Consider the following 20,438-nt stretch of genomic DNA (forward strand, 5'->3'; position numbering starts at 1 on the left):
TATGGTTACTGATTTTTTTATAAAAATTGAGGGTATTGACGGTGAGTCAAATGAACAAAATCACCAAAAATGGATAGAGGTTATTGACTTTTCTCACGGTGCTATGCAAAATGTAGCTATTGGGAAATCGCACGAGGTTTCAGGACGCGGACATCTTATACCTTTTTCTTTTACTCATGTTGTAGATAAGGCTACTCCTAAATTACAGCATTATTGTATGACAGGACAAAAGATAAATAAGATAGAATTTCAAGTTTGTCGTTCTATAGGTAATAATCAAATTCCAACCTATGAATTAACCATGGAAAGTGTAAAAATTTCAAAGGCTGAAATATCAACTGTAGCTCGTAAAGTAGAAGCAGACACTGCTTATCAAGCCATAGAAAAAGTGGAATTGATAGCTGGAAAAATCACTTGGAAGGTTACACCTATAAAACCTGATAATACCAAAGATGGTGTTGTGGAAGCTTCATTTGATCAAACCATAAACGGATAGTTTTATGCATAGTAAAAAGCATTACTCATCCTTACCTTTTACTTTGAGTAAATTGCTAGATGATAATCCCTCTTATGAGAGGGATTATGATAAGTCTAGTTTGCAAATTTTAAAACAAGATATTATGAGTAATCTTAAAATGCTTTTTCATTCAAAGTCTCATATACTAGATGAAAGATTTAAAGATACTGTTTTATGCTACGGGATGAAGGATTTTTCAGGGGAGAATTTATCTAAAATTAGTATAGAAAAATTTAAAGATGAGATTATTTATCAAATTTCATCCTTTGAGCCAAGGATTGATAAAAATAGCTTGGATATATCCTTACTTGATAACGGCTTAAAATATTTGTATGAGCTGAGAATTTCTGCTTTGATTAATATAAATGATGTAAGAGAAGAATTTATTTTTAATTTAAATTTTGATTTTGAGAGAAGTTCTTGTTCTATAGATTTTTTAGGAGAAAAATTTGAATAATAACTTTTTGGATTATTATTTAAAAAATTTACATTACATAAAAAGCTCTGCCTCTGATTTTGCTAAGAATTTTCCAAAAATAGCTTCAAGACTTGATATATCGCAGTTTGACTGTGAGGATCCCTTTGTTGAAAGATTATTAGAAGGAAGCGCCTTTCTTGCCGCTAGGATTGATGAAGGTATAAATTCTAATTTTACCAATATACTTGAGAGTGTATTAAACTCACTTTCTTCTAAAAGTCTTTGTCCCATTCCATCTTGTGCTATACTTGAGCTAGATATTAAACAAGATGAGTTAGATACTTGTTTAGAGATAACAAGGGACGAATTTTTTGATTTTAAGCTAGATTTTAGTTCGGTTCTTTGTAGATACCGACCTATGTGGCAAAGCTTTTTATATCCATTTAAGATAGATAAGTTGCAGTATGTTGATAAGGATTTGCAAACTTATGCTGTGGCTGAAGATGTAAAATCCTTACTCATTTTAAGTCTTTCCACAAGCTTAAATTTAAATGAGAATTTTGATTTTATTGATTTTTATATAAATCAAACAGAATCTAATGCTTCTTTGATACTTTCTTATTTAATATCAAATTTAGACTGTGTATATCTTAGACAAGATGACAAGATCTATTCTTCAAAAGATGCAAAAGTATCTTTACTAGCCCTTGATGAAGAGCTTAGATATCTTGATTCTTATGCTAAAGAATTATATTCTTTGCTTGCTTTTGAGGAGTATTTTTCTTATCCAAATTTATTTAAATTTTTTAGACTTAAAAACTTAAAAGAGCTCTTTAAAAATTTAAATTCAGGCGGCTTTGAGCTTATTTTTGCCTTTAAAAAAAGTTCCTTTGATATTAAAAATATCATTAGCACAGATAGCATAAAGATAAATTACATAGCTTTGATAAATTTGTTTAAAAAAAGGACAAATAAATCTTTTTTTGAGCCAAAATTTAGCTATCACATAGTGCCAGATACCTTAAATACAAATGACTATGAGGTTTATGATGTTGAGAGTGTAAATTTTTATGATGATAATACTTCCTTACTTTTTTCTGCAAAGCCTTTTTACTACACTGATAATGAGCTTGCTTTGGAGCAAAATTATGATTATTTTTCCACACATAGAAAAAGCAAGGATTTAAACAGCTCAAACAGAAGCTCTTATGTAGGAGAAGATGTTTTTGTAAGTATAGCTGGGGAAAAATATAATGAAAAAATAGATAAAATTTATCAATTTGACGCAGATATAACTTGTACAAATAGAGATTTACCGTTGTTTTTAAAAGAAGGACATAGTGCTATTTTTACAAATAAATACATAAAAGAAGCTATCTTACACTCCTTTCCTAGCAAACCAAAAACTTCTTTATTATCAAGTAAAGATGAGTGGCAAAGATTAAATCACATAATGATAAATTTATCAAATATACTTTGGCAAGATTCTTCAAATTTGCTTCATATCATAAGAAAAATCATAAAATCATACAGTACCTTAGCATTAGAAGAAATTGAAAGAATTTTAAATAGCATTTTATCTATAGAGGTGAACACCAAAAATTTTAGATTTATAGATGATAATAATATTTTTTACGAACAAGGTTTTAGCCTTGATGTACTTTTTTCTGAGCAAAAGATGAAAGATGTTGGTTATTTTGTATTTGCAAATGTTTTGTGGAATTTTTTTAGGTTTTTTTCGCCTTTAAATTCACACATAGAAATGAATTTATACACGGAAGAACAAGGTTTTGTAAAAAGATGGACGACATTAGATTCTTAGTTAAAGATATAAAAAAAAGGATAGAAAAAAAGCAAAGTTTGCCTGACTTTTTTACCTTGCTAAGATATATAGAAAGCAAATATCCTAAAAAAACAAAGCTTGGATACGCTTTAAACTATGAGGATGAAATTATAAGATTCTCTCAAGTTCCTCATCTGAAATTTGCAGAAAGCGAGATAGCTGATATAGACATCAAAGATGATAAAGTGCTTCTTAAGGTGTATTTCTTTGGACTTTTGGGTCCAAATTCTGTTATGCCTCTTGAATTTACAAATTTTGTGATGAATAGAAGTTTTAATCATCAAGACAAAGGCATACAATCCTTTTTAGACATCATAAACCACAGAATGCTAAGCCTATATTATAAGGCTAAGAGTGTGAATAATCAAACATTAAGCTTTTCTAAAGAAGAGGATAATTTTTATGATATGATAAGCTCTTTTTGTGCAAATACTCAAAATTTACACAGAGACAAAAAGCATATACTTCCCTATGATACTCAAATTACTTATGCTCATTTTTTATCAAAAAAGATTAGAAGCAAGGATGGGCTTGAAAAAATTTTAAGCACTTTTTTTAAGCTCCCTTTTAGAATTCTTACTCATATAAACACAAAGTCTAGTATACCTAAGGAGTTTTTATGTGTTTTGTCTAATCCAAAAAGTGCTATTTTAGGAAAAAATACCCAAATAGGTAAGCATTATTTTAGCAAGAATAAAAGGATAATTTTAGAGCTAGATCAAATTTCTTTAAAAGATTATAAAAATTTTATACCGAGAAGCTTAGGATTTTTAAGACTTATAGCTCTTATAAATATGTATCTAAGTAAGCCCATAGAATACATTATAAAATTTAGGCTAAAAAAGGATAGCGATGTAAAAAGCTATCTAGATGCTAAAAGTGCCTTAGGTGTTAACTCTTGGCTTTCATCCAAAAATGCTGAGTTAGATATACAGATAAATGCCTTTAACTGGGCTTTAAAAATGAAAGGTAGTAAATTAAATGGCTAAGATTAAAAGAATTCATCTTTTTTCAAAATTAAATAAAACTTCTTATCAGTCCTTAGAAAGTGCTACTATTTTATGTAAAACAAGGGGCAATCCTTATGTTGAAATAGTGCATTTTATAAATCAGATAATAATGAGCGAAAATACCGATTTTCACCAAATAATCTCTCATTTTGAGCTTGATTTTTCTGTTTTATCTAAGGATCTTATTAAATATTTAGATAGCTTACCAAGAGGTGCTTCTAGCATACAAAATTTCTCAAATGATATAGAGCTTCTTATACAAGAAGCTTGGATCTTTTCTTCTATAGTCTTTGCTGTGGATAAGATTAGAACAGGACATATTTTACTAGCCTTAAAGCAAAATAAAAACCTCTCATCAAGGCTTGAAAATATGAGTGAGGAATTTATCAAGATAAATGCTGATTTATTGCAGGAAAATTTTTTAAATATAACAAAGGATAGTATAGAAGCTAATCAAGATGAAAAAAGCTCAAAGCTTTCTACAGGACAGGCTGATAAGCTTTTAAATGATAAGGGTCTAAGCGATGCTTTAAGTCTTTATACTCTTGATTTAACACAAAGAGCAAAAGAAGGCAAGATAGATGAGATAGTAGGCAGAGATGAAGAGATAAGAAAGATGATAGATATCTTAATGCGAAGAAGGCAAAATAATCCTATCCTAACAGGAGAGGCAGGAGTTGGAAAAACAGCTCTTGTGGAGGGTTTAGCTGTGAAACTTGCAAAAGATGAAGTGCCTAGCTTTTTAAAGGGCTTTAAGCTTTTAAGTCTGGATATGACCTTACTTCAGGCCGGTGCTAGTATGAAAGGAGAATTTGAAGAAAGGTTTAAAAATCTTATACAAAGCATTCAAAATTCAGATTCTAAAATCATACTTTTTATAGATGAGGCACATTCTTTAATCGGTGCTGGGGGTAGTGCAGGGCAAAATGACGCTGCTAATATCTTAAAACCAGCACTTGCAAGAGGAGAATTAAGATGTATAGCTGCTACTACTTGGCAAGAATATACTAAGTATTTTGAAAAAGATCCAGCCCTTTCAAGACGTTTTCAAAATATAGCTGTAGATGAGCCAGATGATGAAAAATGCATACAGATGATGAGAAAAATGACCTCTTCTTTGCAAGATTTTCATAAAGTTAGTATAAGTAATGAGGCTATAATAGCAAGTGTTAAGCTTACAAGGAGGTATTTACCAACTAGAAAGCTACCTGATAAGGCTATGAGTATCTTAGATACAGCTTGTGCTAGAGTGGCACTTTCGCAATCTTCCTTGCCTAGCAATATAGAAAATCTTATAAAAGAGATAGAGGCTAAAAGCTTAGAGCTTGAACTTTTGCAAAGAGAGGAAAAAGAGGGCTTTAAGCACAGTGAAGCTATAGAAAAAATAAAAGAGGATATAAAAAATTTAGAAAGTAAAAAGGCAAAGTTAGAGGATAAATTTGTTAAGGAAAATGAGCTTGTTGCTAAATATAAGAGCCTAAGAGAAAAAATTTTAGCAGATGAAAAAGAAGACTTAAGCTCTAAAGAAGAGCTTAAAGAAATTTTAAAAGATTTATACTCCTTGCAAGAAGATGATCCTATGGTGCTTCCTTTTGTAGATGAACAAGCCATAGCCCTTGTAATATCGGAATACACAGGAATTCCACTAGGCAGGATGTTAAATACTGAGCTTAAAAATATCTTAAATTTAAAAGAAGAGCTTTGCAAGAATGTTATAGGGCAAGATCATAGCCTAGAGCTAATAGCTAAAAGAATTATCACATCAAGAGCTAAATTATCAGATGAGAGCAAACCTCAAGCTATCTTTATGTTAGCTGGACCTTCTGGGGTTGGTAAAACTCAAACTGCTTTAAGTATAGCAGAACTTGTTTATGGTAGCGAAAATAACATCATAACTATAAATATGAGTGAATTCCAAGAAGCACACACGGTATCTAGCTTAAAAGGAGCACCTCCGGGCTATGTTGGGTATTCAGAGGGTGGAATTTTAACAGAGGCTGTTAGGAAAAAGCCTTATAGCGTTATCTTGCTTGATGAGATAGAAAAGGCACATAAGGATGTGCATGAGCTTTTCTTTCAAGTCTTTGATAAGGGTAGGATGGAAGATGGTGCTGGTAAGCTTGTGGATTTTAGAAATACCATTATCATACTTACTACAAATGTAGGAGATGAGGAAATTTTTAATCTTTGCGAGGACGAAAATAATTACCCAAGTGCAGAAATTTTAGAAAGAGCTATAAGAGAACCTATGCAAAAGGTTTTTCCACCAGCTTTGCTTGGTAGGCTTGTTGTAGTGCCTTATTATCCACTATCAAAAAAGAATTTATATAAGATAATAGATTTAAAACTTAAAAAGATACAAGATAGGATACGCCAAAATTACAAGGCAGAGCTAAGCTATAATGACAGTCTAAAAGATGAGCTTATATCAAGGTGTGATAACTCAGCCTTTGGTGCTAGAATGATAGATAGCATTATAAATAATGAGCTTTTGCCAGATCTTAGTATGAACTTTTTAAATAGCGTTATGCAAAATAAAAAGATAAGTAAGCTTAGTATAAGCGCGAGCGATTCTAAGTTTGAGTATGTATTTGAGTATAAGGAGGATTAAATGCCAATGCCAGTTGCTACCCTAACATCTATGTCAGCTACAGCAGATATAGTAAGTGCACCGGGTTATGTAAAGTCTATATACAAGGGTATGCCTGTAAGTTGCGTAGGAGATAGCGTTAGCGGAGCGAATATAGTTGGAGTTATATCAAGCACAAGTGCTATAAATAAGCTTTATGGCGGAAAACCAGTGGCAGTGCTTACAAGTATGATAACAGGAAGTAATCCTATAACAGGTGTGCCACTTTCAATGCCAGTAGCTCAGTCAATGGTGCTTACAACTTTAAAATAGGTAAAAATATGAATGCTGATAACATAGAAATAAAAGTATCATTTAAAAGCGATACTAGCTTAGATGATTTTATGATAGCTCATAAATTTGAGGCAAAGGAAAGTATATCTAGTGAGTATGAGTACAAAGTCTTTGTTTTATTAAAAAATGACAAAACTTATGATGATTTGCTTAATTTTAAACAAAAAGACATAGAGATAAACATAAGTCACATAAAGGATGGCAAGACAAAAAATAAGAAATTTTTTGGCATCTTAAGTGCAATGAGAAATAAGGGCTTTTTGAAATTTAACTCCCTTGGAAATGAGGAGATAAAAGCTTATGCTTATGAATTTGATGTAAGGCCTAAGGCTATCTTACAAGGTTTGGAGCTAAAAACTAGAGAATTTAAGGATAAAGATTTTGATTATATTGTAAAGGCATTATTTGTAGAGCAAAATATAAGCCCTTCTCTTAGGGATAAAGAATATTTTAATAACACACATAAAATCATATATCAGCAACAACAAGAAAGCAATTTAAGCTATGTTAAGAAACTTTTAAGGTTATACGGGCTTAATTATTATTACAAAGAAAATTCTATAGAACTAAGCACGGGTTTAAGTTTTTTGGGCAAAACTATAAATTCAAATGAGATCTTGGGTTTAAACTCTTTAAGTCTAACTGATAGCTTTTTAGAAATAAAAGATGATAGAAGATACGCTCTTCAATATGTAGCAGACAATAACTTTGAAAAAGATATAAATGACTTTTTCACAAAGAATATAAATAAAATGATTAGAACAAAGAGCAAGATTTATGCAAACTGTGCTGATATAGAATTAGATCTTACAAGCATTGTAAAATTTTCTAAGGAAAATTTTTCTCAAGATATAGAAGCTAGAGTCTGTGCCTTTAACTTATTTGTTAGCAAAAAGATAAGCGAAGATAATGTACTTGGCATAGATAATACAAATGAGATAAATATAGACTTTGTAGCCTTTAAAAAAGAAGATGTAAATTATTATGGCTATATAGATAGTGCTAATGATGAAGCCTTAAATACTGTGCGAAACGTAAATGCTAAAAATTTTAATCCTAGCCTAGCCTTAAATACTGTGCGAAGCGTAAATACTAAAAATTTTAATCCTAGCCTAGCCTTAAATACAGAGTTAAAAACTGCCGCTCTTAACAATACAGAGCTTAATGCAAGTTCGTTTATACAAAAAGCTTATGTTTCAAATGTGAGCAACACTAATAATAAAACTTACAATACTTTTGAAGCAAAGCTTTTAGATGGCACAAGCACTACTATAACAGTTTATATAACAAGTGCTATTGGTGGTCTAACAAGCACTTTTTTTAGAAGGCCTAAAGTAAATGATGTTGTGCTAGTTATGAAGGCAGGCTCTGAGTGGTTTTTACACTCTTATTTATTAGAGGAAAAAGAATCAACTTTGGATAGAAGTAAGCAAGCTAGTATTTTTAAAGAATCTACCAATCAAGAAAATGAATTACTTGATGATTTATTAGACCAGCTTTTCTTATCTTATGAGTACAAGATAGAAAAAGATAGTGCTAACGATAAATTTACCAGAAATGGTAGTTACATAGGGATAGGCAAAAACTATGCTTTTGACAAGACTATAGAATATTGGAATAAAAGATCTATGAAAGAAAGAAAAGAAAGCATGTATAATGATATACTAGGAACTTCAGATTCTTTGAGTCTTAGTGATAATTTTGATATAAAAAAAGATCAAAATTTCACACCAAGCTATCAAATAGTCTTAGACACAGCCGGTAGTATAAATTTAGACGCCGATGAACATATTTTCGCACATAGTGGCAAAGATATGTATCTAGCTGCTAATGATCTTTTTGTAACCACAGAAAATACCATAGAGATAAAATCACCAAAAAGCATAGTATTTAGAGTGGGTAAAAATTCTATAGAGATAACAGAGGCTGGAATTCATCTAAATGCTACGCATCATTCTTCTTCTGTTTTTAATAGTTCCTTATCTATAGAACCTGTAGATGGTGTAAGTATAGAAGGGCCTGATATATCAGCTAGAGCTGATTTTAATCTAGATTTAAATGGAAATGGCTCAAGTTTATATCTTGGTTGTGCTTATGCTAAAATGCACTCTCATAATATAAGATTTACCTCGCCTAGTTCTCTTGTGAAAGTTTCTGAGTCCTTAAGTAGAACAGTTGATTTATCTTTTAAGATAAATGATATAAAAAAAGGACAGAGTAAAGCAGAACCTTATTATGATGATGTTTATAAGTTAAAATATTTAAAAGCATTTGGAAGCATTCTATATAAATTATTTGTTTTGAAAAAGGTAAAGTCTGAAAATATTATAGATCTAATAAATTATATGTTTGCACTTGAAATAGAAGTAAATTCTTTTATATTAAAGATTATGAAATTAAAAAAGAAAAACGTAGATGATGCTGAAACAGCCTTAGCAGCTTCTATAGCAGCTAAACAAGCTACAATAGCGTTGGCATCTATTATCTATATGCTATATAAAGCTATAAAAAAAGAACCTCTTGCTTCCTTTAGAAAAACATCTATGTCCTTAAGTGGTCCAAATACTGAACTTAATACTGGACTTATTAAATTTGAGTATGTTAAAAACGATGAGACAGCAGGTATCGAGATTGGCATTGAGCCTGATATAGCTAAAGATATTTTTAAAAGTTCTGTGAAAGTAGCTCGTGATATAATAGATACTTGTTTTGATATTGTTTCTTCAGTTGAAACAAAATAAAAGGATTGATAATATGTTAGTTGTAATAAAAAAGAAAGTTAAAGATAATGATGAAGCTTCAAATAGATTATTACAAATGGCTGCTGGCTATGCAAGTGCATCTATAGCTATTACTGCCTTATCTCCTATGATATTTGCAGCATTTAGAAAAAAGATTGAAAATTATGTAGGAGGCAATACTACATCTGTGAGTGAAACTAGCCAATCATTACAAGCAGACAGACAAGTAGGAGAAGACCGTAGTCAATCTCTTAGAAGACAATCCACCAACGGTAGCAATTCAGGGCAAAATTTAGCAGATAGTGGATCAGCTGTCCAACAAGCAGAACAAATAGTTACAGGCACTGAAGGTGCCAATATCAGGGTTCGCAGATTAGATGTAGAAACTAATAATTAGAAAGAGTAACAAATGTCAGATAAATTAGAATGGAAAGATAAACATATCATATTTTTTAAGCACAGTGGTTTAAAGGATATGATAGAACAAGAGGGCTATGTTTTAGATGAGAACTTAGAAGAATTAGCAAAGCAAAGCAATGATGATGTTTTTGTTTTTTTGGAGCTTTTAGAGAAAAATAAACTTTTTAAGCAAGCTTGTGATTTCTTAGTTTATGCCCTACATAAAAGAGTGATGATATGGTGGCTTTATAGCTGCGAATTAGAGCTTTTAAAAGAACTCAAAGAGCTTGAGCTTAAAGAAAGTAAAGATAAAAAAGATAATTCCTTTGCTATGCCGCAGTGGTTTGATGAGCTTATTGCAAAGGCAAAGGAAAATGCAAAAGAGGCACAAAAAGAATTTGAGAAAAAACAAGGCGAGTTAGAAGCAGAGATAGAAAAGTTAAAGGCTAGACATAAGGAGCTAGAAGCACAGGTAGAGCCTGAAATTCTAGCTGAGTTTAACTTTATAAAAGAAAATATATATAAAGAGATAGAAAAAGAAACAGGAATTTATCTTCCAAAATATCAAGAAGAACTCATTGAAAAGGCTAAAAATCCAGTCTTTGAGGATGAGTATGAAAATAGTGATTTAAAAAAAGAGATGGATAAATTAAAAGCAAAACTAGATGAAAATAAAAAAGAGATAGAGGAACAACTTGAGCTTTATTTTCCAAAAAAAGATGAAGCTAAACACAAAGCAAGGATAAATAATGCTTTAAATTCCATATATGCTTGGATAGTATCTCCAGATGAGGAAAATAGCAAAAAGGTTTTTGAAAGTGCAAGTGGCATAGAAGGCGATGCTGAGGGACTTTTAGCCTTAAGCACTTTTTATGCTTATGGAAATTTAAATTTACAAGGTGAGCTTTTTGTAAAAGCTCCAAATGCATTAGTTTCAAACACAGCAAAGGCAGCCTTGGTTAAATTATCCTTAGAAAAAGGAGAAAGAAAGCCTAAGCAAAGATATGAGTTATTTTTTAAAATGGGACTTGATATAGCTTATGGTAAGGATAATTGGGAAGAAAGTTTAAGTAAAGATAAGGCACCGCATGAGCTTATCTTAATGCAAGAAAGAAAGGAAGTTAAAAATACACGCTTTAGAGGAGATGAGGATGAATAATACTTTAAAATTTATCTTGCTAACTTTTTTTACCTTACTTTTTTGTGCTTGTTCTAAATACAATATCACTGTTTATTTCTCGCCTGATTTAAAAGAAGAGTATGGCTATTATCCTAGTTTAGAACTTGATATAGTTGGTGTGAATGAAAGCGAGAAAAGGTGGCTAGAAAATTATAAGATAGATACATATTTTGAGGTTGATAATCCTTTAAGAAAGAGTTTGGAGCCATACACCATACATTTTTCATCTAATAAAGAACCAGAGCAGTTGTTTTCAGAACATGAAAAACAATGGAAGGCTTGGAACAAAAAAGGTTTTACAGACTTAATCGTGCTTGTAAATTTACCAGGACTTGATGATAATGCTAGAAAAATTATGAAGTCCATAAAGCCTACTGATATAAAGTCTTATTTTCTAAGAAAAACTCATTATTATATAGAACTTAGACCTACAGGGCTTACCTTTATTGATTCAAAGCCATCTTATGATAAGTAAGGAGTGTTAAGATTATGTTTAAAGAATACATACATTGGTCTGATGGGCTTTTTTTACAGCCGCATCATTTTCAACAAATGCAAAATTCTATCTTTGATAATAGCAGGGCTTTATTTAGACTTTGTAATTTTTATCATTATGGTTTTATAGACTGTGAGATAAAAGAGGAGCTTTTAGATGACCTTCGTATAGGACTTAGGAAATTTTCTGCCATTATGCCTAATGGAGTAGAGCTTTCTATGCCGGGTAATGCTGTGTTAAAAAACTGCGATATAGATGTAGATTCCTGCTTAGATAAGGATAATTTTTTACTTTATTTAGCTTTGCCTGTGTATAGCGAAAATGAGCCAAATTTAAATTCTAAGATAGAACAAAACAAATTATACAGCACTAAAGAATATATAGTAAATGATGAAAATACAGGCAATAATGAAATTTCACTTCTAAAAAGAGTTTATAATGTCAAGTTAAGCACAGATAATAAAGATGAAAACTATATATATTTACCTGTTTGTAGGCTTTTTTGGATTTCAAGAAATGTAAATTCGCCTAGGATAGGCATAGATAAGAGGTATTGTCCTCCTTTTTTTGTGATAAGTAGCGACTGTGTTTTAAAAGAGTATTTACTGGAGCTATTACACCTAATAAGAAAAAAGATCAATCACATCAAAGAGGATTTAAGAAGTTTTGGATATAGCACAGAAAGGATTATTGGGGATAATCTTTTTAACACAATGCAGCTTAGATTATTAAATTCCTACGAGCCTTACATATCATCTACGCTTCAAACGGATAAGATAAGCCCTTTTGAAATGTATTTAAAACTAAGATCTTTTTTGGGCGAGCTTTGTGCTTTATTTCCATTGTCAAACAAAGACGAGGTTTTAGAATATGATCACAACAACTTAATGGAAGTTTTTTCTGATTTATTTACCAATATAAGATCGGTGCTGTCTATGGGAGGGTATTTAGACTATATACAATATGACTTTACATTAAATGATGATCACTATACAAGTGTTTTTAAGCTAGATGATGTAAAAAATTCAAATGAATTTTATATCTGTATAAATACTAGTTCCAATGTAGATGCGGTTAAGTTGGCGGTAGAGCAGGGGGATAATTTTAAATTACTAGCAAAAAGTGAGCTTGAAAATAGAACTAGAGGAGTTAAGTTAAAAGAGCTAAGAAACCCACCTAGATATTTACCCGCTGTAAGAGATGGTTTGTTTTTTAAGATAATACCAAATCAAGCTTGGGATAATATTTGTAAAGAAGCTTGTGCTGTGATAGATTTGCTACCTGAAATGTTTGCTGATTTTAAGGCTTCTTTATTTTTTGTTTACAATAAGGAAGAGGAATAATGCAAACAAACAGGCTAGAAGAACTTATAAGACCTTTGATATTATACATGTGTGATATATATTCTTTCAAGTTAAAGCACACAGAACCAAATGAAGATATGATAATAAATGATATAAATATAATGCTAAATCAAATAAAAGATAAATGCTATAGCAACCCTATGCTAGCACAAGAATTTTCATACATAGAAAAGGCTTTGGTGTTTTTTATAGATTATACCATTAAGGAGGGCGATTTTTCCTTTTCAAAAACTTGGAAAAATCTTAGTAGAAAATACAACGAGCTTTCGGGTGATGATAAATTCTTTGATATTTTAGATGAAACCTTAGAAGATCCTATGGGAAATGACAGAGTGGAGCTTTTATATATTTTCATGGGGCTTGGTTTTAACGGTGTTTATAAAAACGATCTTAAAAAAATAGATAAAAAAATGAAACAGTGCTTAGGCAGACTTTCTGAAAAACTTGATATAAATAAGACTAAGATAAGCGATATAAAATACGATGAGCTTACAGAAAAAAAACCAAAATATAGCAAAAACAAAATTTTACTTTTTTCTTACATAGCTGCTTTTGTGGCATTTTTTATATCCTTGTCTTTGAATTACTATGTTTTTGATGAAAATATAGCCTATATTATGCAAAGTATAGATGAGGCAGTAGATGCTGTAAACGCAAGCTACAATGCCTCCTCATCAAGCTCTTTAGAATAAGGTTAGATTTATGAGTGTTACGAATATTATTTTTATTGTTTTTATTGTAATATGTTGTTTAGTTTTATTTGCGTTTTTGCTGCCAAGATTTATGAAGTTAAAATCCTCTATCTCCAAGATGAAAGAAAGCAAAAAGATAAAAAATGAGCTTGCTATTTGGAAAAGGATAGCACATTTAGCAAGAGGTGGCAAGGATAGCGATGATATAAAAAAGAAGATGTCAAAAGATGAGCTTGAGATTATTAGAACTTCTTTTGAGCTTTGCAAAGAAAAACTAAAGGATAATTTTAAAGGCTTATATGATAATCCTTGGTTTATGATTTTAGGCGAGCCCTCATCTGGTAAATCCACCCTGATAGCTAGCTCAAGTCAGGATATGGTTAGCACTCAAGATGATGAAGTTGGAAAAAATGGTAGTAGAAAGCCTCCTTTTATAAAATTTTGGCTAAACAATAATGCAGTAGTAGCTGATGTTAGTGGTAGGGTGTTTTTTGATACCTGGTTTGATGGAAGTAGTTCGCAGTGGTATGGCATCATAAATACCTTAAAAAAGAAGCATAAAAAAGAGCCTTTATCTGCTTTAATAATCACAATTCCTGCAGATTCTTTATTTGTAGATGATGAAAATTTAAGCAGAAAAAAGGCTAATATTATAAAAAATGAAACAAATCGTTTGTTAAATGGCCTTGGAATGTCCTTGCCTTGCTATGTGCTTGTAACAAAAATGGACGTTATATCAGGCTTTAGAGAGTATTTTTCAAATGTAAGCGATGAGATTAAAAGCACGGAATTAGGATATAAAAGCAAAGATCATTTTTATGATGAGATGGAATTTTCTAATTTCTGGCAGGATTTTATACATAAATTAAGACTTGGCAGAAACGGTTTATTGCTAAGACACGATATCACAAAAGATGAATTTAATAGACTTGATGAAGCTTCTAAAATTTATATGTTTGCTGAAAATGTAAATGAGCTAAGCACAAATTTAGAAATATATTTTGAAATAATTTTTTCCGATAAAAAATCATCTCTTAATTCTTCTCTTTTGTTTGAGGGCTTGTATTTTACTTCAGCAAAAGATGGCGGATATTCTTTAAATAAACATTTTGCAAAATTACACAATAAAAGCATAGATGAAGCACCTGTTTCTGAGGAGCTTATGCAAAGACAAGGCTTTTTTATAGATAGGTTGTTTAAGTATCAAATTTTTAAGGACTTAAAACTTGCTACTTTCACTCCAAAAGAGCTTTTAAGACGCAATATACCACACTTCATATCACTTTTTATCGTAGTTTTTTTCTCTTTATCTTGGCTTGGCGCTATTTTGTTTAATCAAGATTCCATTAAAGATAGCATAGGAAATAATCCTCATTACTATAGAGAATTAGCCGACCTTTTTTCTTTAAAAGATATAGATAATTCTGTATTAATAGGACTTGGACATGAGGCTGATGGAGTGTATTATGGTGCAGAAGTTATGCCGCATGATTCACTTTTAAGTAGAGAGGGATTTTATCTAAGCTCTTTAAGAGATTCTGAAGCTAAATGGACTGCTCCTTTTGGCTTTAAATTTGCTAGTTTTTTGAAATTTAACTCATCTAATATAGCTTGGGAGAAAAGGTCTTTTTTATTTAATTCTGTATATAAAAAAATGGTTTTAATCCCTCTTGTTGAAACCTTAGAAAAACACTTTACAAGGAGTGCTTTAGAACCTTTTAGCCTCAAAAAAAGAGAGGCTTTAAAGGCTTTGCTTAATTTATCTAGTGCAAAATCTTGCGAGCAGTTCAAAGAAGCAGGTGCTATGCTTGCTTTTATCCTGCCAGAGTTAAATAAAGACATACTTTTATATATGTCTCCAAGCAATATGCACTTTTGTTTTGATGATGAAAAATTTACAGAATCTTTAATCTTATCTAGTTCTTATATAAACGGAGTTAGAGCGGGAGTGAATTCTATGATTAATGCTTGGCTTGATGGTTCTATATACCCAGATTCTTTTTATAAACAGGTTACAACTTTAATTTACTCTAGCTTAGAGCTTAACAATCTCATAAATGAGTTAAATTCTATGGATATATCAAATTTTAGTAAAAATAATCTACAAAGCAATGCTGATTATTTTACTTCTATTTATGAAAGAGAGAATTTGCATTCAAATTTGCTTAAGCAGTCTATAAATTTTATAGATTTAAAGCTTGAAAATACCGAATTTATAAGCAAAAATGCAAATATAGGAGGGAGATTTAATTTCTTATTTCTTGCATCTATATCTTATGAGGATTTTATGAAACTTCACAAAGAAGATTTTGACTTTTTAAGATCGTATGCAAAAAACTATTCAAGAGGCACAGAATATTCAATAAGCAATATATACCTAGAGGAAAGCAATAGAAATAGCTTAATGGTTGTTGATGAAAACTACTCATCTTTGCAAACATTTAATGTAGGCGTCATTGCTCCTATTTTTGAAAATACAGAACCCGATGAGCAAAAAGCAAAAACTCCTTTATATGTTGTAGTTAGTGAGTTGTTTGAGCTTGCTTATAATCCTGCTATAACAATAGTAGATGTTAACGATAACTTGCTACTTCTATTAGAAAACTATCAAGAAAAGGTAGTTAAAAATTTAGACAAGCTAAAAGAGTATGAAAAAAAATACGAAAACGACAAAATGCTCTCAGCTTTAATATCAAGACTAAAGATTATGCACTCTCAAACAGCACAGTACTCAGAGGCTAAATGGGCTGAAACCATGCTTAGCTCATACCCTAAGACTACTATTGAAATGATGGATTTAGTCGCTAAAGAGGATGATAATATAAGCATTTTTAATAAGTCTATTTATTTTGATTTAAATTATAAAAAAGAGTATAGTCCTAGAGTTGCGCAAAAATATATAAAAACCTTTTGGGAAATTACACACAAGATATTTAAAGATGATTTAAGTCTTGATTTTTCAAATGCTTTGGGTGATTTTAAAAGCATTTATGATGTGATGAATTCTTACTCTGTTGCTTTTATAAGATATTGGGCTTCTTATGCTGATTCTTTATCTCCGTCTTTTAAAGATTATAATGAATTTTATACTTTTATATCTAAGGCAAAGGCAAATGATATAAATGCCGAGCTTTATAACATCTACTCAAATACTTATAAAATTTTACAAGAAACAAAGTCAAATTCTCTGCCAAGACAGCTTTTGGTCGAAAGTGAAAATGCCTTAAGAAACTTAGAGGAGAAAATGGCAAAATTAAGCCCTAGTTTTTCTGAGCTTTGTGATTCTTTTATAAAAGCTTGGCTTAGTCTTTCTTCATCTGCTATAGAAGCAAATAAAATTTTTAGCATTATAGGCACAAAGGACTTTGCCTTAAAATATGCAGGTATTGGTAATAACATACCTTGGTGGTATAAGTTATTTAAAAGTGGTGAAAATTTAATGAGAAAGGATTCTTGGATACACGGTATGCAAGATGCAAAATCCCTGCAAGACAAATTTAAAAATTTTCCTATTTATAAAGACGGTGATGCTAATGCCTCTTTAAGCCCTAGTGAATTGATATCGCTTAGAGATACTTTGCTAAATATAGTAGGAGATAGTGATGAAAATCAAAGCATAAAGGCTCCATCATCTGTAAATTTAGTCTTTAAAAACGAGAAGCAAATTTCTAACTGGGCTAAAAATGCACTTTCTATCATAAATTCTATAAGTTTAAATGCTGTGCCTTTGGAATACAAGCTTTTTATTTTAGACAATGAAACTCAGGTCAAGCTAGCAAAATCCACAGCTTACAATGCGGCTCTTGCTAAATTTAGATTTATAGATTTAAATATCACAGATATTAATTTTAAAAGTCCTAGATTAAGTACAGCTGCTGCATCCAAAACTACTCAAATTTTACATTCAGGTAATTCTTTCTTGGGCTCTTTTATCTTTAATTTTTACGAATATTCAAATTCTTTAGAGGCACAAAGCTTTGTAAGAATTGATGGTAAATATTCTGTTTTATCTATGTATTTGGATGATATGTTAATTAAAGATGAAAACAACGATAGAGTGTTTTATGTTGCACTTAAAGTAAAGGATGACATAAACAATGAGTATATTTATTATATGGGGCTTGAATTTAATAGAAAAATTTTAGATAAAGATAAATGGCCTAATCAATACAACTGGCCTAGCTTTTACTAGGATTGTTTATGAAATTTGCGATTTTGTTTCTCGTGCTTTTTTCGTTCTTAGGGGCTAAGGAGTTAAATTTATATGCCTTGGATTCATATTTTTCTAAGGAAATTTTAGATGAATTTGAAAACGAAAGCGGTATAAAAGTAAATTTAAGCACCTTTAAAGATAATTTTGAGATGTATTCAAAGCTGAGAATGACATATGATGCAAATTATGATTTAATAACACCTGCAAGCTATATGATTTTAGCTCTTAGGGATAGAGGGCTTTTGCGAAAACTAGATAAAAAAAGGATAAATAATCTAGATAAGATTATGATAAATTATACAAATCAAGCTTTTGACCTTCACCAAGAATACTCTATCCCTTTAACAGCTAGGATTATGGGCTTACTTTATAACAAGCTTGCTTTAGGGGATTTAAATATAAATTCTTGGAGTGATTTGTTTGATGTAAAATTTAAAGATAAAATTCTTTTGTTAAATGAACCTGATAAGATGCTACAAATTTCTCTCATGTCTCTTGGATATCTAAGAAATACAAGAGATAACGATGAGATAAAAAAAGCTTATGATAATTTATTGTCTATTTTAAAGTCTGCTAAATTTATAAATATCGATACAAAACTTCCTCTAAAAGAAAGAGTTAGTGTTAGATATATGAAAGATATAGCCTTGGCTACCATGTGGATTAATGAAGCCTTTGTTATGAAAAAAGAAGATGCGAATTTAGAATTTATATTTCCTAAAGAAAATGGTGCTATATGGATTGATTATCTAGCTATCACAAGCAATGCTAAAAATGTAGATAATGCCTATAAATTTATAAATTTTATCCTAAGACCTGATATTTCTATAAAAATTTCACAACATAGCGGCTTTAATAGTGTTCTTAATTTTGATTTTATAAAGACAAGTGTTCGTAAAAAAGAGTATGAAGATATAGTTTTCCTAAGCAGCAAAGAAGCAGATCCTATCGAACTTCAAGTTGATATAAGAAAGGTTATAAAAACTTATGTAGATCTTTTAACCTCTCTTAAATTAGCATTTGATAAAGAGATGAGACGAGCTTTGATAATTTTTTAAAAATATATAAATTTTATAAAAAATCAAAATTATGTCAGCGACTGTCATTGAAGCAAACATAGGGCTATTTGTATTTTGAATTTAAAGTTAAATATTTGTTTGTAATTATTTTTATATAATTATGAAAATTTAAATCATTTTATTTGTTGTTATAAATTTATATTTAGACGCTATTTTTAAGCTATGAAGTATTTTTTATATCTTTTTTTATCTTGCATTTTTGTTTTTGCTACCGAATGGAAGCTGTATGATTTAAATACGAGCTTGTTTAAGCCAATAAATAGATATAGCGGCGAAAGCTTTGACTTTAGCAACAATACAAATGTATTTTTATCCAGAATTTTAGAAAGCGGTTCAGCGGCTGATAATACCATAAACAATATAGACTTTAACAGCAAAACTGTTAATATAAAAAACATAAATTTGCTTTATGAAAATCACTTTTCCTCCTTGCTTTTTCAAAGAGAATTATTTGTGGATGTAAATTATGTAAATTACTATAATGGTCTTGTAAATAGATTTTATCAAGGCGATTTTACCTTCGGTTTTAACGGCTTTATAAACACTTATCAAGAAAACAAACTTTACACATTTGGCAGTGAATTTGCTTACGGAAATTATTTTAAGTTTTTTACAAATTATTATGATTTTGATGACAAGCTTATAAAAGATGATACGGAGATAGGGATAAATTTAAGGTTGCCTATTTATAGTGCTATCGGGGTGGATTTTGTGATAGATAGCGAAAAAAGCACCCAGTCTATAAACTATAGTCCTTATCCTATCTTTAACATATCTTTAATCAGGCAGGATTATCAAAGCGAGTTACCCACAAGCACAAGCATATTTCTTAATTTTAATATAAATTACAATCTAAGCTTTAAAAAACATTTCAAGAAAAATAATTTTCAATTCAAAAGATACAACAATTACGATTTTTTGAAAAACCGATATATTTATTGAGATAAATTAAATTTTTTTGCCAAAGCTTCGCATTTATTAATAAATTAGCATTATAATCAGTTAAAAATTTAAAAAAGAAAGGAAAAATATGAGTTCAGTAACTTTTAAGGGTAACGCTGTAAAGCTTGAGGGAAATACTTTAAATGTTGGAGATGACGCTCCTGTTGTTACTTTAAAGGCGCAAGATTTAAGCGATATAGTTGTAGGTGAAAAGGGCAAGACACAAGTTATCTTAACTGTTCCAAGCCTTGATACTCCTGTTTGCGCTACCGAGGCTAGAGAATTTAACAAAAATGCGGCTGGTGCAGCGGCTGAAGTGATAGTTGTAAGCCAAGATTTGCCATTTGCTATGGGAAGATTTTGCACAACTGAGGGAATTGAAAATTTAAGAGTTGCAAGCGATTTCGTTTCGAAAGAACTAGCTCAAAAATACGGCGTTTTAATAGCTGATAGTGCTTTAAAAGGCTTGTTGGCTAGAGCTGTTTTCGTTATAAAAGACGGCAAGATAGCTTATAAAGAGATAGTAAAAGAAATCACAGAAATGCCAAATGTGCAAGCTTTGAAAGAATTTATGAGTTCAAGCTGCGGTTGCAGTTGCGGTTGCGCTGTAAAATAATTTAA

At 30.6% G+C, this 20,438-nt stretch carries 16 protein-coding genes; all 16 read left to right on the forward strand.

Translation table 11 applies throughout. From position 1 onward, the window contains the following. The first annotated feature begins 1 nt into the window (after nucleotide 1). Entirely contained in the window at nucleotides 2-496 is a 495-nt protein-coding gene (locus tag CAV_RS04120; RefSeq protein ID WP_094325240.1) for an Hcp family type VI secretion system effector, read from the forward strand. A 4-nt stretch (nucleotides 497-500) separates the two neighbouring features. Then, complete coding sequence (locus CAV_RS04125) at nucleotides 501-974, forward strand: GPW/gp25 family protein (RefSeq protein ID WP_094325241.1); 474 nt, start codon at nucleotides 501-503, stop codon at nucleotides 972-974. Continuing rightward, complete coding sequence (gene tssF / locus CAV_RS04130) at nucleotides 967-2,757, forward strand: type VI secretion system baseplate subunit TssF (RefSeq protein ID WP_094325242.1); 1,791 nt, start codon at nucleotides 967-969, stop codon at nucleotides 2,755-2,757. The genes CAV_RS04125 and tssF overlap by 8 nt, the downstream gene beginning before the upstream one ends. Continuing rightward, nucleotides 2,736-3,767, forward strand: coding sequence for a type VI secretion system baseplate subunit TssG (gene tssG, locus CAV_RS04135; RefSeq protein WP_094325243.1), 1,032 nt, complete (start codon nucleotides 2,736-2,738; stop codon nucleotides 3,765-3,767). The genes tssF and tssG overlap by 22 nt, the downstream gene beginning before the upstream one ends. Further along, nucleotides 3,760-6,399 carry a type VI secretion system ATPase TssH gene (tssH, locus tag CAV_RS04140; RefSeq protein ID WP_094325244.1) on the forward strand — a complete coding sequence of 880 codons (2,640 nt, stop codon included), beginning with the start codon at nucleotides 3,760-3,762 and terminating at the stop codon, nucleotides 6,397-6,399. Before tssG ends, tssH begins: the two co-directional genes overlap by 8 nt. Next, nucleotides 6,400-6,690, forward strand: a complete 291-nt coding sequence (locus CAV_RS04145) for a hypothetical protein (protein WP_094325245.1) — start codon at nucleotides 6,400-6,402, stop codon at nucleotides 6,688-6,690. It abuts the gene before it with no gap. Between the two features lie 8 nt (nucleotides 6,691-6,698). Next, a complete protein-coding gene (locus CAV_RS04150) occupies nucleotides 6,699-9,452 on the forward strand; it encodes a contractile injection system protein, VgrG/Pvc8 family (protein ID WP_094325246.1) in 2,754 nt (917 codons plus the stop codon). Between the two features lie 13 nt (nucleotides 9,453-9,465). After that, on the forward strand, nucleotides 9,466-9,849 hold the full coding sequence (locus CAV_RS04155; protein WP_094325247.1) for a hypothetical protein: 384 nt from the start codon (nucleotides 9,466-9,468) through the stop codon (nucleotides 9,847-9,849). A gap of 12 nt (nucleotides 9,850-9,861) precedes the next feature. Continuing rightward, nucleotides 9,862-11,010, forward strand: coding sequence for a DUF6931 family protein (locus tag CAV_RS04160; protein ID WP_094325248.1), 1,149 nt, complete (start codon nucleotides 9,862-9,864; stop codon nucleotides 11,008-11,010). Beyond that, entirely contained in the window at nucleotides 11,003-11,506 is a 504-nt protein-coding gene (locus CAV_RS04165) for a hypothetical protein (protein ID WP_094325249.1), read from the forward strand. The genes CAV_RS04160 and CAV_RS04165 overlap by 8 nt, the downstream gene beginning before the upstream one ends. Nucleotides 11,507-11,520: 14 nt before the next feature. After that, on the forward strand, nucleotides 11,521-12,870 hold the full coding sequence (tssK, locus tag CAV_RS04170; protein ID WP_245807435.1) for a type VI secretion system baseplate subunit TssK: 1,350 nt from the start codon (nucleotides 11,521-11,523) through the stop codon (nucleotides 12,868-12,870). After that, the gene (locus CAV_RS04175; protein ID WP_094325251.1) at nucleotides 12,870-13,583 is read left to right on the forward strand and encodes a DotU family type IV/VI secretion system protein; all 714 of its coding nucleotides are present in this window, start codon (nucleotides 12,870-12,872) and stop codon (nucleotides 13,581-13,583) included. Before tssK ends, CAV_RS04175 begins: the two co-directional genes overlap by 1 nt. A gap of 10 nt (nucleotides 13,584-13,593) precedes the next feature. Next, complete coding sequence (locus CAV_RS04180; RefSeq protein ID WP_094325252.1) at nucleotides 13,594-17,775, forward strand: type VI secretion protein IcmF/TssM N-terminal domain-containing protein; 4,182 nt, start codon at nucleotides 13,594-13,596, stop codon at nucleotides 17,773-17,775. An 8-nt stretch (nucleotides 17,776-17,783) separates the two neighbouring features. Continuing rightward, nucleotides 17,784-18,854, forward strand: a complete 1,071-nt coding sequence (locus CAV_RS04185; protein WP_094325253.1) for an extracellular solute-binding protein — start codon at nucleotides 17,784-17,786, stop codon at nucleotides 18,852-18,854. Between the two features lie 183 nt (nucleotides 18,855-19,037). Continuing rightward, complete coding sequence (locus tag CAV_RS04190) at nucleotides 19,038-19,817, forward strand: hypothetical protein (RefSeq protein WP_094325254.1); 780 nt, start codon at nucleotides 19,038-19,040, stop codon at nucleotides 19,815-19,817. Between the two features lie 88 nt (nucleotides 19,818-19,905). Next, a complete protein-coding gene (gene tpx, locus CAV_RS04195) occupies nucleotides 19,906-20,433 on the forward strand; it encodes a thiol peroxidase (RefSeq protein WP_094325255.1) in 528 nt (175 codons plus the stop codon). Nucleotides 20,434-20,438 lie beyond the last annotated feature (5 nt).

The organism is Campylobacter avium LMG 24591, from assembly GCF_002238335.1.
Lineage (GTDB): Bacteria > Campylobacterota > Campylobacteria > Campylobacterales > Campylobacteraceae > Campylobacter_D > Campylobacter_D avium.